This window comes from Leptolyngbya sp. KIOST-1 (assembly GCF_000763385.1).
Taxonomy (GTDB): domain Bacteria; phylum Cyanobacteriota; class Cyanobacteriia; order Phormidesmidales; family Phormidesmidaceae; genus Nodosilinea.
In genome coordinates this window covers 34418-49501 of sequence record NZ_JQFA01000007.1, presented here as the reverse complement: position 1 = coordinate 49501, position 15084 = coordinate 34418, and the positions used below count along the sequence as shown (strand labels likewise).

The 15084-nt window shown below is 51.9% G+C and carries 14 protein-coding genes, 1 rRNA gene and 1 pseudogene; 13 read left to right on the top strand and 3 right to left on the bottom strand.

Features of this window, described 5'->3' with window-relative positions; genetic code table 11:
• From NF78_RS27800 to NF78_RS27765, 9 genes are all read left to right on the top strand, one after another.
• On the top strand, nt 1-751 hold a 751-nt coding region (locus tag NF78_RS27800; protein WP_035995031.1), incomplete at its 5' end, for a WD40 repeat domain-containing protein.
• 426 nt (nt 752-1177) lie between these two features.
• On the top strand, nt 1178-2305 hold the full coding sequence (locus NF78_RS27795; protein WP_035995028.1) for a hypothetical protein: 1128 nt from the start codon (nt 1178-1180) through the stop codon (nt 2303-2305).
• A gap of 101 nt (nt 2306-2406) precedes the next feature.
• The gene (locus tag NF78_RS31705; protein WP_156120018.1) at nt 2407-2679 is read left to right on the top strand and encodes a hypothetical protein; all 273 of its coding nucleotides are present in this window, start codon (nt 2407-2409) and stop codon (nt 2677-2679) included.
• A gap of 346 nt (nt 2680-3025) precedes the next feature.
• Nucleotides 3026-5146: a hypothetical protein gene (locus NF78_RS27790; protein WP_156120017.1), complete on the top strand. Its 2121-nt coding sequence runs from the start codon at nt 3026-3028 to the stop codon at nt 5144-5146.
• 368 nt (nt 5147-5514) lie between these two features.
• The gene (locus NF78_RS28715) at nt 5515-6594 is read left to right on the top strand and encodes a MarR family transcriptional regulator (protein ID WP_052051090.1); all 1080 of its coding nucleotides are present in this window, start codon (nt 5515-5517) and stop codon (nt 6592-6594) included.
• Nucleotides 6595-6627: 33 nt separating this feature from the next.
• Nucleotides 6628-6831 carry a hypothetical protein gene (locus NF78_RS27780; protein WP_156120016.1) on the top strand — a complete coding sequence of 68 codons (204 nt, stop codon included), beginning with the start codon at nt 6628-6630 and terminating at the stop codon, nt 6829-6831.
• Between the two features lie 244 nt (nt 6832-7075).
• Nucleotides 7076-7615 carry a tyrosine-type recombinase/integrase gene (locus NF78_RS27775; protein WP_035995019.1) on the top strand — a complete coding sequence of 180 codons (540 nt, stop codon included), beginning with the start codon at nt 7076-7078 and terminating at the stop codon, nt 7613-7615.
• Nucleotides 7616-8629: 1014 nt separating this feature from the next.
• Nucleotides 8630-10573, top strand: a complete 1944-nt coding sequence (locus tag NF78_RS27770) for a beta-ketoacyl-ACP synthase III (protein WP_035995017.1) — start codon at nt 8630-8632, stop codon at nt 10571-10573.
• A 72-nt stretch (nt 10574-10645) separates the two neighbouring features.
• Nucleotides 10646-11551 (top strand): DUF6999 family protein, encoded by a 906-nt coding sequence (locus NF78_RS27765; protein WP_035995014.1) that lies wholly within the window; start codon nt 10646-10648, stop codon nt 11549-11551.
• A gap of 125 nt (nt 11552-11676) precedes the next feature.
• Here NF78_RS27765 and rrf read toward each other — a convergent pair.
• Nucleotides 11677-11793 (bottom strand): 5S ribosomal RNA (rrf, locus tag NF78_RS27760).
• A 201-nt stretch (nt 11794-11994) separates the two neighbouring features.
• On the opposite strand from rrf, the gene NF78_RS31700 reads away from it, so the two are divergent.
• Both NF78_RS31700 and NF78_RS27750 read left to right on the top strand, forming a co-directional pair.
• Complete coding sequence (locus NF78_RS31700; RefSeq protein ID WP_156120015.1) at nt 11995-12141, top strand: hypothetical protein; 147 nt, start codon at nt 11995-11997, stop codon at nt 12139-12141.
• Nucleotides 12142-12762 (top strand): exopolysaccharide biosynthesis protein, encoded by a 621-nt coding sequence (locus NF78_RS27750; protein WP_035995006.1) that lies wholly within the window; start codon nt 12142-12144, stop codon nt 12760-12762.
• On the opposite strand, the gene NF78_RS27745 is transcribed toward NF78_RS27750, so the two are convergent.
• Together NF78_RS27745 and NF78_RS27740 are read right to left on the bottom strand one after the other, a co-directional pair.
• On the bottom strand, nt 12759-12974 hold the full coding sequence (locus NF78_RS27745; RefSeq protein WP_035995011.1) for a hypothetical protein: 216 nt from the start codon (nt 12972-12974) through the stop codon (nt 12759-12761). The genes NF78_RS27750 and NF78_RS27745 overlap by 4 nt on opposite strands.
• Complete coding sequence (locus tag NF78_RS27740; protein WP_156120014.1) at nt 12967-13329, bottom strand: hypothetical protein; 363 nt, start codon at nt 13327-13329, stop codon at nt 12967-12969. Before NF78_RS27740 ends, NF78_RS27745 begins: the two co-directional genes overlap by 8 nt.
• Between NF78_RS27740 and NF78_RS33600 the strand changes: the two are divergent.
• Nucleotides 13273-13473 (top strand): annotated as a pseudogene (locus tag NF78_RS33600) (relaxase domain-containing protein); the annotation flags it as partial. The gene NF78_RS27740 and the pseudogene NF78_RS33600 sit on opposite strands and share 57 nt — an antisense overlap.
• A 24-nt stretch (nt 13474-13497) precedes the next feature.
• Entirely contained in the window at nt 13498-15069 is a 1572-nt protein-coding gene (locus tag NF78_RS27735; RefSeq protein WP_197065024.1) for an AAA family ATPase, read from the top strand.
• The last annotated feature ends 15 nt before the right edge of the window (nt 15070-15084 follow it).

Genomic DNA, 15084 nt, shown 5'->3' with positions numbered 1-15084 from the left:
CGCCAGTGTCGACGGCACGGCCAAGCTCTGGACTCGCGACGGCACCCTGATTGCCTCCCTCGACGGCCACAGCGATCCGGTTGTGGCCGTGCAGTTCAGCCCCGATGGCCATACCCTGGCCACCGCCAGTTGCGACGGCACGGCCAAGCTCTGGACTCGCGACGGCACCCTGATCACCTCCCTCGACGGCCACAGCGATGCGGTTGTAGCCGTGCAGTTCAGCCCCGACGGCCGTACCCTGGCCACCGCCAGTGAAGACGGCACGGCCAAGCTCTGGACTCGCGACGGCACCCTGATTACCTCCCTCGACGGCCACAGCAGGCCGGTTAATGCCGTGCAGTTCAGCCCCGACGGCCGTACTCTGGCCACCGCCAGTTGGGACGGCACGGCCAAGCTCTGGACTCGCGACGGCACCCTGATTACCTCCCTCGACGGCCACAGCGATGCGGTTGTAGCCGTGCAGTTCAGCCCCGACGGCAGTACTCTGGCCACCGCCAGTGTCGACGGCACGGCCAAGCTCTGGACTCGCGACGGCACCCTGATTACCTCCCTCGACGGCCACAGCGGGCCAGTTTGGGCCGTGCAGTTCAGCCCCGATGGCAGTACCCTGGCCACCGCCAGTCACGACGGCACCGCCAAGCTCTGGCCCTGGGATTTAGAAACCTTGGTGGATCATGTTTGCCAGGAGGTGCGGGGTTATTTGAAAAGCAGCCCCTCTGTGGCAGAGGAGGATAGGAAGCTTTGCGATTGAGTGAATAATGATTTTGAGCTTCGAAATCAGTTGACTAGTTGCCCGCGCCGCAACCATGCCGTAGCTGCCTCTCCTGCCGAAGCCCACCCCCCACAAGGCATCCAAGTCAATTGAGAGGTTTAGCTTCGACTTTTAGGTAGAACGGCGAAATCAGGCTTTGCGACAACTGGCACAAGCCAGAACAGGCCAAAATCAGTCCATTTTTCAGTGCTACTGGCACAGAGCATATTTGCTTATGAACATGGGGCATGAGGGCAGCCTCTCCACATCGCCACGGGAGTATGGCGCGTCAGGGAGATTCGATCACACGGGTATGACCGAATCACTCAAGTTCAACATGGTGCCGTTCACCGTCAAATACCCTAGAATAAGTTGAATATTCTGCTTTCTGCCGATTGAAAATCCAACTTCAGGTCATGCCATTTGATGAAGAAGAAAACGTTTTCAATCCCTCCAGAGAAATCTTTAGAAGAACTAGATGTTATCGACGTCCAGTCCCGACTGGACATCATGTTCACCAAGCCCGAGAACCAGACTTACAAGGACAACTCCTTGAGGTCGGCGGAGTACTTCCAGGAGATACCGCTAGTCCTAGTCAGCGAGGCGCTGTTCAAGAGCTCTTGCATACTGGAGGATTACCGCTACGAGCTTCGAAAGCGGCCTGATACCCGACAACAGATTCATCAATGGCTACAGAAATCGAAAGAGGAAGACGAACGGCTCCATATCGAACGAAAGTATATTCCCTTTCGCGAACTCTATTTACCGAAAACAGAGGAAGGAGAGAACTTCTACCGGATAGCCTATGAATACGGCAAGATTCCAAGAGATTGCGAAGTCAACTTGCCTCAAACACCTGAGATGGCTTGTTGGCTAAAAACTTTATCCTGCTTCTACCAAGCCCAATCTATCGCCTTAGCCCATCGTCTCCACGGGGTCATACCAGATCCACTCAACTACCCCGACGGTCACTTTGCAGAGATATTACCTGAACCCACACGAAACAACATTTTTGTCTGTACGAATGTGACGATGGCCTGGTTCCAATTACTAAAAGCGGGTTGGACATGTCTAAAGAACTGCATACCCACTTCTATCACCACTGTGGAGCAGCTATTTTTAGAAGTAAAAAAATGCGATTTCGAGTTGGATTGTAAGCATGGCTCTGTCAGTCGTTATGCTCTCCCAATATCTAAGGACGACCAACGCTATTCTTTATCTAACTATCGGCGTATTTTCTGCAATAAGCCCTGGGATACTACCGGCAGACGTAGCAATCTTCCCTTTAAAGAAGAAACTGAAAAATTTCGAGCTGCATTAGAACGGAGCGGTCTTTCAGGCCATGTTCGCTTAGTTCTGATGGATCATCGCCATCAACTTAAAACTAGTTTTACTCAATACTACAAGAGCTTTAATTCTAAGGCTCAAGATGTTTATATTGATGATTTCTATTGGCACAGAGGAAAGCCTTTCAAACAAGAAAAGACTTGCAAACCTATACAATCAACGGCTGTTCAACACCCTTTTGGCTATTTTGAGTGGATCTGGGCATAACTTAAGTTCACATAATCCAAAAAAATAGACTTCATAAACCCAACTAGTTAAGACTAAGCCAGGCTTCAGATTGAAGCCTGGCTTTTATTTAGGTGACATTGATGCCGAAGCGCAAATCGTTTCAAATTAAGCCGATCCGAAAAGGGCAGCAATCAAGACGTGGTGTACCCGAGCTATACGATGAAATCAAAGAGCCTGTTAGCTATGGAATAACTAAGACAGCCCGGCGAGGTATTAAGTCTCAGGCAGAATCACTAGGTGTTTCCGCTTCTCAATTTATTGAAAATATTGGTCGAGGTGAACTCAAAGTCATATCACCACCCCCTTCAGCTCTTATACAAGAGCCAATTTTGATGGAAACTGGGCGGGAATAGAATAAATAGTATTGGGTGATTGTCAATAATCACCCAATACCAATACATTAGGTTTTATTGAATAGCCCAATTATATTGAATAACACAAATTTATATATTGACGTGCGCACTCTTATTTAAGTCTCAATCGATTGAACAGCAATAGTTTCAAAAATAAAAGGTAAAGCCATGAAGATAAGCACTGCATCGTCAATATAGCGTTCATTGGCTTTGTTTTTTAATATAAAAAGGATTATATTTGTTTTCACATAACTTCAGTAAACACATCATCAAATAACTCATTAGCTCTTAATAAAGAGTCAATCAAACAACATTCTCAATTCCTAATTTATCCAAGGAGTTAATAATGGCATCAAGCAATGGAAATCCAAAGACTTTATTCGAGGCGATTGAATTATATTTTGCTGAGATTGATCTCATTTATTCACCAGAACAAGCTCAACGAATCAAAAATGAGCTGTACACCGCACTAAGGCGATATTCGCTAACAGAAATAGGGTTGCAGCTTTCAGCCTCATCAAAACGAATGACAAAGGCGGAGATTGAAGCTGCTGATATGTTATTGAGGCAACAGCCTTTGCGCATCCTACTCAATCTCAACGCCCTGACCGAACTTGCATTTGACAACCAAAGTGTGTCGACTGCAGTCCGCAATACTTTCGGTGCTCGAATTCGGAAATTTATCAAAAGCTGCCAACAACAGACATGGTTCCCTAGATATAACGGGAATGAACCGTCTCGAATTGCTCATGAATGTGCAGATCCTATTCCATTCAAATATGGACAAACTAAGGAAACAATTCTCATGCCGCAAAAATGCGGCCCTATGCCTAAATATGCACTTAAGGAAAAAGATATTTCGGCACGTCTTCAACATGAATTGGATCAGTTTTCCCTATTCTGTAGCAGCCCCCTCTATATACATCGAATAGGCTCTATTATTGATCAATCCACAACTGACGGCATAATCTACACAGCTCGCCTCATATTAGGATGGTTGTCTACCTATTACAATCCTTTGCTTCCTCTGGATCAGTTAAGTCTAGCTATCTTAGTTCCTAAAATTACAGATGAAGAGTTGGAAGGCTTATCAAGCAAGCAGCAAAAGCATTTGTGGCGTGAGCAAAAGAATAATTTCAAGCGTTGGGTGCTAGCTTATTTTGAGTTTTTATCCGATGAAATGCGCGCTTTTAGCCCTAGGACCCGAGCATCAAGGCTCGCTCACATCAGGAAAATCATTCAGTTCCAATACGCGTCAGAAGTTGAAGATGAAGAGGAATATAACCAAATTCCTCTTATGGCAGCGCTTAGAGATCTACAGCGTGAGGTTCGTATACAGACCGAAGTTTGGAATAATAGCCGGATTTACGTGGCCGACCAAACCAAAAAGTGGCCAGATGTTCCGCATGGAAAATCAGCACTTATGGTGCTTAAGGAAGGATTATTTAAACATCTGCTTCGTCGTTGTCGTCCCCGAAGTTCATCTGGAGTTTTTCACACAGCATTTGCGCAAGCTAAGTTCTATGCCACCTTGCTGATGTGGACGGAGGTACTCTTAGAACCACCGCGACGGCAGGAAGAAATTCGTACGCGTCGCATTGCTCTAGCATGCCCTGCTCAAAGGCCTGAAAGTGTTCCACCAGATGGATTGTGGCATCCATTGCCTCCAGATGAAGCTCGAGAATATCGGCAAGATGGGTTAATTGTTGACAACTATTTGTATCGAACCTATGAATATAAGGGGCAGCATTACCCAGAAGGAATATGGGTTAAGCAAATCGCCAAGTACAAGACAAAAAAGTACTATGGTCCTCAAAACATCATTATCCATAACCGACTATTGGGAGACGGCCTAACTCTCTACGATTATCTAGAGCAATATCTTTACGGCACTTGGTATGTCGGTAATCTCTTTACCGCCAAGCCTTACACAGGCTGGAATCAGAATCTGCAAGGCACGCATGGCCGATGGCTGACTAAAGGCCGAGCTGAGTTCGAAAGCCCAGTCTATTGGGGAAGTGGCCAGGTTGCGGGAGATTGGCCTTGGGGCATCCTTTTTCCTGTCCCAGACACAGGAAAGCAGCATACTAGTACTACTCTAAGCAACTTGTTTGCAACTAGTAGCCACACTTGGATTGGCAAGCGTGTTACTCCCCATATGCTGCGCCATATTTGGGCTACGTGGGCGTTCCAAGTCAACTTGACCGATGCTCAGATTCACTCGCTAGCTTATGCAATGGGGACGTCCTATAAGATGCTGCGCCAGTGGTATGAGCGCTCTACTCCAGAGGATAAGCGCAAAGCTATTGAGGAAGTCATTGATGACATGTTCGTAGATTTCCTCGCACAGCTTGAGGACGAATCTGGGGAGGCTCTTAGCCCAGAGGTGAGGCGAGTTATGGTGTTAGCTCATCAGTTGAATCCTCAAGATAAAAAGCGGCTCACGACCTGGCTACGTTCAGGTTAAAGGAGCACTCTCGACTTACTCTTGAGGTTGCCATTGTCCCAAGGCAACCTCAAGAGTAAGTCCTCTTTTAGTGCCTTGGGAGCATTCATGAATCTATACCGTTGAGCAGTTATCTAGCCTAGCAACGCTTGCGCTTTCTTTGCTTGAGTGTCGCAGTCATAAGAACTGCAACACTCAAGCTACGACCAGGTTAAGGGCAGATCGTTAACAAAACTTTAGTTATTCCAAAAAAATTGCTCTCTATCTATCTATTTGGCTAAATAAGAGCCAATGCCACAGGCAGCAAGGTTTATCTGAAAAAGGCTTTCTAGATCCTCGTTATCAATACAGGAAATAAAGTCCGAAAGTAGCAATTTAGCCTTCAAAACATGCTGACACAAAAAATCGGAAATCAGGGGGTTTCTAAAAAGCCCACGCTGTTACACTACCGTTTGACTTTAGAAGAATGGCTTAGGGCCTGTTGTGAGTTGAAGCCCAGCGAAAAGAACGTACTCTACTACCTGCGAACGCTCGATCCGTTTGGCGAGAGAGATTTAGACATAGGCGTAAGGGAGATGGCAAGGGAGCTGAGGATGAACCCTAGTACCGTCAGCCGCGCCCTGAAGGAGCTTGATCGCAAAGAGTGGATCGATATGGAGATTACCAGCGCCAGGGTGAAGCTCCATTCTCAGCAGGCTAACTGTGGAGAAGTGTTGTCTTCAGGCAACAGTGTTGCGCTTACGCAACAGGCTAACTGTGAAAAAGTGTTGTCTCTAGGCAACAGTGTTGCGCCGGGGCAACAAGTGTTGTCTCCACGCAACGATCTTGATCGCCACGCAACACCTGGGGCCGAAAATGGAGAGCCTGTGGAAATCGCTAATCCCTTGTCAAGTAAGGGGTTCAGCAATTTTGAGTTTTCCACAGAATGTACCAGTTCTGTTTTAAATACTTTAAAAAAAGAACAGATTGGTACTGCATACAGCAATTCTGTGGAAACTAACAGGGAGGGTATTGGTAAATTGCTTGAGAAAATTGAGGCTGCTGGGATCCGGACAAACCCTGCAATTGAAAAGACTCTCGCAAGCATCTACCAGTCAAACCCCGACAAAGCCGCCGAGCGGGTTAGAAACGCAATCTCTGCATTCTTGGAGCAGAGGACATCTATCCACAAACCGCAAGCCTTCCTAAATGCAGCACTCAAGAGAGGCTTTACTTCCAACGAGGCTAAACACAGGACAACGCAAAACAGCCAAAACAGATCTGAAGAGCCAAATGTTCCGCCGCCGGTCCTTGACCTCAGCGATTTGCTGGTGGCCATCGACATCGAGTGCAGCCGCCTGGGCATTACTCCCGACGAGGCCACACAGCGCCTAGGAGACGCCTTCGGCTGGGAGTCGCGCCCTTTTGAGGACCTTACTAGTAAGGAGGACCTGGAACTGCTGCACACTGCGATGGTTGGATGGAGCTAGAACCATACCGATGGATCGCAAGCTTTACCCGCCTTGATGTGGGATGCGATCGCATCCCACATCAAGGCCCAGGTCAACTGGTGCTGTGAGTTCTGTGATCGCACCTACATTCGCCCTATGGAATCGGTCGTGGAGTTTTGCGATCGCATTCGCACGATGGACAACCCCGACGAGTGCCCCGTGGTGGCTGACTTCAGATCCTTCCCCCGGCGCTGGTTAATGACGGTGGCTCCCTGAACCACATTTCCAAAGACTGCGATCACCACAAACTGAAAGCCCTTCACTCTTTAGGATCCAAAATCCAACAGCATTCTATTCTCAACAACAGGGGTTCATTATCAACAAGCCCCGCTGTTTTGATGTCTTTCTGTCCTAAACCGCTGAAACCCTTGTTATTCCCACAAACTATACTTGCTTAAATTACAAAAAGAGCAAGTTTTGTTTTCAAGGGTTAATTTGGATCCAGTTCTGAGGTGACTCCGTGCCAAAGCAAAATCGCCACGACCAGGCGGAGATTTGGTCAGCTGATCAGTTTGAGCAGGTGATGGGGGAGCTGAGCCCAAAAATGCGATCGCTGTTCTCGATCTGTTACTACACCGGCTGCCGGGTCAGTGAGGCGCGGCAGCTGCGGGCCGAGGATATGGTGGGGGAAACGCTGGTGCTTCGCAAGGCGACGACGAAGACGAAGCGGACGCGATCCGTGCCAATTCATCCGAAGTTGAGGGCGGTGCTGGAGGAGGCAGGGTTGCCGAGCCGGGGGTATATGTTTCCGGGTCGCAGTGGGGAGGGGCCGATTACGCGGCAGGCGTGTGATTTGGCGCTGCGGAAGGCATGCGATCGCCTGGGGTTACGCGGCTACAGCACCCACAGCAACCGCCGCACCTGGGCCACTCGGCTCGATAAGGCCGGGGTGCGGCTAAAGGCGATCCAAGACCTGGGCGGGTGGTCGTCGATGGCGGCGCTGCAGCGGTACCTCGATGTGTCGGAGGAGGAGAAGGTGAAGGCGATCGCAAAGCTGTAGACGATAGCTGCTAACAAAGCTCCACCAGCAAAGGTCCTATCTCAAGCACCACTATTGATCGCAGCCTCTAGCGAAATAGCTGAGTTAAAGTCTGTACCCAACCCTTGTAATGAAAAAAGCCTATCACGCATAATCCCCCTGAAATCTGAAGGCAGAAAGCAGGGGGATTAGTTAATAAGATTCAAACGAATTTTTGAGGTGGAATAATTCGCTTACGACACTTAACCACAAACCTGAGGAATTTCCTCAAATAGGTATTGCTATACAGAGTTGCCTTGACACCTTCATTTCAGGATTATTTTCCTAGGCGTCCATTGTAGAGCTCTCTAAGCTTTAGTGGAGGAAATATCAACAGCCAAGCAAAGTGCCGCTGATTTCAACACGATAGATTCAGACGTTAACGAGATAAAAACCTCCTACTTAACGAGTACTGAACTACTTGAAGTCGAGGGAATTTGTTTTCTCCTCTTGTTATTAGATTACTCCTGATACTAGACAAGTCATCCAGTTGATACCAAAGTTTATCTTTCGGTTAAACACTACTCTCAATTGGCCTTTTCACTCTCCTCAACCCCTGGCTGAGGGATCCAGAACTAAAGGCACTAAAGAAGAGTGGGCTACTGCTCACCCTTCTCGAGGCTCTAACCATCCCTGACCTTTAAGGAGTAACTGGGGGCTGCCGTAGACACCTGTGACACACTCCGATTACCCACTTAACTGGAGGGTACAAGGATCACCAATATTGGCCATTCCCCAGCACAGGCTGCCCAGATCAACCCGTAGAGTAGGGGATTTGGGGAAGATCAGGGATGAACAGGGTATTTATCCAACCAGGTAATCGGGAAATCTAGGGCCAGGGCAGACCGGTGCGACGACCACGGAAGTGTCACAGTCAACTGTCATACAAACCTGGGGGCGCTTAATTTCATAACCAGGTGCATTCAAAACGGATGGTCGCCGGTTTGCGACGACTGCCTGTTGTGCGGCTTGCTACTCTCTTCTCCATGTTGTTCCATGTCACAGCCCTACATCACCCACCTGGGCAAGTTTCTGCCGGGGGAGCCGATTGACAACGACCAAATGGAAGCCTTCCTCGGCCTAATCAACGGCAAGCTCTCCAGGGTTAAGCGCCGAATTTTGGCCAGCAACGGCATCCGTCAGCGCCACTATGCCCTCGACCAGCAGCAGCAAACCACCTATTTCAACCACCAAATGGCGGCGGCGGCGGTGCGGAATGCCCTAGACAATAGTCACCTCGATCCGGCAACAGTGGATTTGCTCTGTGCCGCTACCACCTGGCCCGACTTGCTAGTCCCAGGCTTTGCCAGCATGGTACATGGAGAACTCCAGGAGTTTGCGCCCCTAGAAGCTACCAGCCATCAAGGGGTGTGCTGTGCGGGGGTGGCAGCGCTGAAATATGCCGCAACTCAGGTCAGCCAGGGTCAGAAGCGCTGTGCCGTAGCAGTGGCATCAGAGTTGGCTTCGCGCCTGTTTAAGCACACCCAGTTTGAGGCCCAACCTGCTATCCAAGCGGGCAAGGCCGTCCCTTTTGACACGGAGTTTTTGCGCTGGATGCTGTCGGATGGGGCCGGAGCCATGGTGCTGCGGAGCCGTCCCAATGCTGAAGGCATCAGCCTACGACTGGACTGGATTGAGCTGGTATCCCATGCTAATGCCCATCCGGTGTGCATGTACGCCGGGGTAGAGAGCACCCAGGGTCGAAGCTGGATGGACTACCCCAGCGGGGCCGATGCAGCAGCGGCCGGAGCAACCCACCTGCGACAAAATATTCGGCTGCTAGACCAGGTGGTACAGCTGGGAGTCGAAGGCTGGTTGCGGCTGATTGAAGCAGGACGGATTCGCCCGACAGAAATTGACTGGTTGCTGTGCCACTATTCCTCCCATTTTTTCCGCAGTCAAATTGTTGCTCTGCTGGAAAAAGCCAACGCCATGATTCCCGAAGAGCGTTGGTTTACGAACCTCTACACCAGAGGTAATACCGGCTGCGCCTCAATTTATTTAATGCTGGAAGAACTGTTCCACAGCGGCAAGCTCCAGCCAGGACAGACGATCTTTTGTTTTGTGCCCGAGAGTGGCCGCTTCACCACGGCCTATCTCAAGCTCACGGTGGTGGCTGGAACTGCACCGTTGCAACCAGTTCCAGCGGCTCACCCGGCGGTGGCGACGGCGATGCCGCCACCGATTTTTGCGTCTCAAGGAGGTACCTTTGGCTCGCAGTCTGGGACAGGGCCAGGCTCGGAGTCGGGGGTGACTGACGCATCAGCTCCTCCAGCTAGTACAGATGTGCACGCCGAACTGCTTCGACAGCTAACGCTGACTTGGCTGGAGTTTGAGCGACAGCTGCAATCAGTTCCATTAATTCGTCAGCTGAATCGCGGCGAGTTTACCCTCGACAGCTACCGGGCACTGCTGCGGAACTTGCGACCTCAGGTGGTGGAAGGGGCACGCTGGATTGCGAGGGCGGCGTCAAATATGGAAAATTTTCAGGTGCGATCGCACTTTATTAGCCATGCCCAGGCGGAGCACCGGGATTTTCAGATGCTGGAGCAGAACTATGTCGCGGTGGGGGGCACCTTAACAGATATCGTCAACGCCGAGCAAAATCTGGGCAGTGAGGCCCTGTCTGCTTTCATTTTCCACCGGGCGTCGCAGTTAAACCCGGTAGATTTAATCGGCAGCATGTTCATTATTGAGGGGTTGGGCAGCCGCCTGGCACGACGGTGGGCCGAGCAAATTCAGCAGCAGCTGGGGCTAACCAGAGATCAAGTTTCTTTTTTGGCTTACCACAGCGAGAACGATGACAGCCATACGGATAAGCTCAACGCGTTCTTTCAAGCAGAGTGGATTACAGCCGAGATTGCGGCCCGAATTGTTAAAACAGCGCAGGTTACAGCACGGCTCTATCGGCTCCAGCTGGAAGAAATTGTGATTGACTAACCGGCTGATGTTGCTATCAGGATCTACCACTTGATCGCTTGCTATCTTTTCGATTGATAGACCTATTCACCTATGACCTCCTATCAACCTCAACCCTATAACCGCCTCGATCCTGACGGGTGGGATGTCCTGTATCTTGACCAGGCAATTCCGCTTGACCCAACCGCCAAGGGCCACATGGTTAATGACTTGCGCAGTTTTAGCCGGGTATACTTACTCAGCCCGATTCGGCTCGTTGCTAATCTTTTGCTAGGGCTAATTTTGATTTTGAAGCGGCTGATCCCGTTTGAGTTCAAAGCCTACGGCCTCATGCACCGTAGTGCAGCCTGGTTTCTCAAAACATGGGTGCAGCCAGAGGCATGCTATCTGATCGTGCGTCACCTGGGACTGGGCTCTAATGTGGTCAATTTCTTAATCGACAACGGCCCCGATCGCACCATTCCCAAGTCTCAGCTTTATCCTCAAACCGTCACAGATTTGGCCAACAATGCCTTTCTTGAACACGATTTGATTCTCTACAACTTTGTCTACGATTATCACCAGGCCCAGGCCCACAATCCGAACTGGATCGTCCAGGTGCAGCAGCAGGGCCTTTGCTTCGACAGTATTCGCCCGGTGCAACCCCAGATTGACTTTACTCGCCGCTGGCACCAGATTTTAGACCTAGAATCCGCGATTGAGTTATTCAAGGTGTTTTACTCCCTCTGTTTAACAACAAAGGAATTTGAACGGGCAGTGCTGTCTCTGCAGTTTGACGAAAACTTTGGCTGTTATATCAGCGCTGTTACCAACGACTATCGCTGGAATCATGTAATCCTCAACCGGCATCCTTTGGCCCCTAACAGTCCCTTTTCGGCAGCTCGGGCGCTGCTGCTGCATGGCTTGACAACTGAGTATTTGCACCGCTACCTAGAGTTGGCAGCCGCCCAAGCCCAGGAAAGTCACTCTCCAGGAGGGTTGGAGGCACTTGCCCAGTAAGAAGTAGCCATTCTTGAAGGAACCTATCGTAAGGCTGAAGGCCTTCAAGATCTGCCCTATTAATCAACAAACTGAAAAGCAAAACTGCGCCATATCGTGATGATGTGGCGCAGTTTCAAAAGAGGACCTGGCATCGAGCTATTTTGACAAGGGGCAACCCCCTCACTATCTTCGCCGCAGCTGCGTTTCACGTCTGAGTTCGGGATGGGTCAGAGTGGGACCACAGCGCCAAAGACACCAGGAAAGCGTTAATTGCTTCAATATTGTGTTGTTTAAGTTCCTTGAAGAACTGAATGTGAGAGAAATGGGGCTGTGCACACAGCCATGCTTGATTCGTTGAGTGAATCTGTGATGAGGTCCCACTCTGACCCATCCCGAACTCAGACGTGAAACGCAGCTGCGGCGAAGATAGTGAGGGGGTTGCCCCTTGTCAAAATAGCTCGATGCCAGGTCCTCTTTTGAAACTGCGCCACATCATCACGACGTTGCTGTTTGTCTGGCTAGAAGCCGAAAAGCTGGTCATTCAGCTCAGTCTACGGCGCAAAATGCCCAGACCCTCTGCCCTAACCACCGCTAAAGGTCGCCAATAGATGGACAATCCCTCGCCCCGGTTTTCCCAGGAAATCAAGGCCCTGCTAGAGCGACTGGCTCACCAGCCGCTGACTTTGGCCCACGTGCTGAGCGAAACAGCCGAGCGGGGCTTCTGTCTGGTGATTGGCCTGCTGGTGCTACCCTTTCTCTTTCCCATGCCGCCAGGCTTTACCACAATTTTGGGGTCAGCCTGCCTGCTGCTGTCACTCCAGATGGCCCTGGGGCGAAAAGTGCCCTGGTTGCCCCGACGGGTGGCCCAGTTTCAGTTCCCGCCTGTGCTGGCGCGGCAGGTGCTGGGTAACCTGCGGCGGGTGACGCGCTTTAGTGAGCGGTTTGTGCGGCCTCGCTTCACCCGGCTGGCGAACAGTCCCTCGGTGTGGCACGTCAACGGGGCCTGCATCAGCTGGCTGACCCTACTGCTAATGAGTCCGGTGCCAATGACCAACCCCCTGCCCACCATCGGCATCTTGATCTTTGTGGTGGCCACCCTGGAGGCAGACGGGGTGATGATGCTGTTGGGCTATGGGGTAACGGGGCTGATTACAGCAGTGTTTGGGCTACTGGGGTACGGACTGTGGCGATCGCCCGATCTCTTGCTGCACTGGTTCGGCGGCGCTTAATTCAGCAGGTTCATGGTCCTCCTGGGCTCAATTTTCACCAGGTCGCTCAGATATTGGTCGGCCTGGGCCGCCATCGTCTGCGCCGACAGAGACGTCAGGGCTGAGGGTGGACTGGTTGCGGTGGATGGCAGTGGCCCACGGCAAACGAGCCATGCGGTGACCAGAACGAGCAGCAGAAAGCGCGTGAAGGTGCCGGAAAAGACTCTACTCATGGTGCGGCCCCCGATTTGGTCCTCGTCTAGAATGTGTCTGGGTTAGCCCCAGCCGACTCCGGCGGGGGGCATAGGCAACGCTACCGGCAATGACGACTAACAAAGCGGGAGCCGCCAGCCAGAGCCAAAAGCCGGGCAGCAGCTGCACTAGCTGAAGCTGGCTAAAGGGGTTGCTGCCGTTGGGTAGCGGAAACCGATAGGCAGACAGGGTACCCGCAAAGCCGATGAAGACGGCGAAGAGAGCAGATGCGATCGCGCCCCCATAACGCCCTCCCACAAATAGCCCGCAGGCCAGCCAATACAGCGGATTTGCCAACCAGGCGATCGCAATAAAGAAGGGTGGGGTGTTCATCATGGACAGTTTGAGCTGGCTGGGTATTCTCCAGAACTGCTCAAGGCATTCTCGACCCGCAGGCAGCAAATCCTCAAGCTGATCGAGGAATGGGAGGCGACGGGGTCTGAGAACAACCGAGCCATGCGGGAGACAGCCACATTGGTATCGCGGAAACGGAAGCCCAAAGAGGTGGACGAGGGACTTCTACAGCGGGGATGGAATGCCCTGATTCAATTGAAAGGCTTGGAGCTGCCGGAGTTGCCTGAAGGCGTTGCCCTGTTACCTGAGACATTCTCATCGGCTAAATCGGTAATTGACGCGGCGATCCAGCACTGCGGAGAGCGGGAGTCGGTGTTTCGGCGGACGATGCTGGAGCGGTTTATCTTTGAACACGAGCTGGGGGTGCAGGGGTTTGAGGCGATTGAGGGAGCGATCGCCCACAGCCCCGAACTTATCCGAGTCGCCGACGGCAAGTTCACCACCCAGACAGCACTCAATCTGGAACTCAACACCATTCGTCTGATGCAGCAGGGCCGGGGGCAGGTGGGTGCAATTGTCCCCAGCGGTACCCAGTTGGACAGCCTGGCTAGCCATTCCCTGAACCCGGAGCAGCAAAACGCGGTGGAGATGGCGGCGACTACACCAGATAGCGTGATGGCGTGGCAAGGCGTAGCGGGGGCAGGCAAAACCTATGCCTTGAGTGTGTTGAAAGAGTTGACTCAGGGGCAGGGGTACGACATCCAAGGGCTAGCCCCTAGTGCTGAAGCCGCCCATGTGCTGGGGGAATCGCTAGGAATTGAAACCACTACGGTCGCTGGGCTTTTGGTGTCCCAACCGTTGGATGCCCCCCCAAATCCAACGCTCTGGATTGTGGATGAGGCGGGATTGTTGAGCATGAAGGATGCTCATGCTCTCTTGCGACGAGCGACGTTGGAGCAAGCACGAGTCCTTCTGGTCGGGGACACCCGGCAACTCTCAGCGGTGGAGGCAGGCAATCCCTTCAAGAGTTTGCAGGCGAGGGGGATGGCGACGGCGTATCTGGAGACCCATCGGCGGCAGCAGAATGGGGTGCTGCGATCGGCTGTGGAGCTGGTGGCTCAGGGGCAGGTCAGTGAAGGCATTGAGCTATTGGCCCAAGCGGGCTACGTCAAAGAAGAGGCTCAAGCTCAGTCGAGGATTCAGCAGGTGGCCACCGATTACCTTGCACTGACGGTAGAGGAGCGGGAGGCCTCGCTGGTGCTGGCGGGGACGAATGTGGAACGGTTGGCTCTGACTCAGGCGATGCGATCGGGATTGCAGGAGCAGGGTGCTTTGGGCGCAGATGGCTTTGTGATGCAGAGCTTACGGCGGAAGGATCTGACTACGGCTCAGGCCAGCTATCTCAAGGCTTATGTACCGGGTGATGTGCTGGTGCCAATTCAGGACTATCGGAAGCAGGGGTTGATTCGAGGGGAGCAGTACCGAGTGATTGCAGTGAATCCCGAGGCTCAGCAGGTGGTGCTGGAGACGCCGAGTGGATCAGTACTGTCGGTTGATCCAGCAGCTTGCCCGCGCAAGACAATGTACACGACGCAAGCGATTCCGATCGCAGTGGGCGACAAGCTCAAGTGGACGCGCAATAACTCCAAAGCCGGAATTCGCAATGGGCAGGGGTTCATGGTGACGGGGCTAGATGCCGATGGGACGGCGACGATTCGAGATGCGGCGGGCCAAACCTCCACTGTCAACCTGAGTGGGAACCAGCACATCGACTTGGCTTAGCAATGGGGCCGTCTC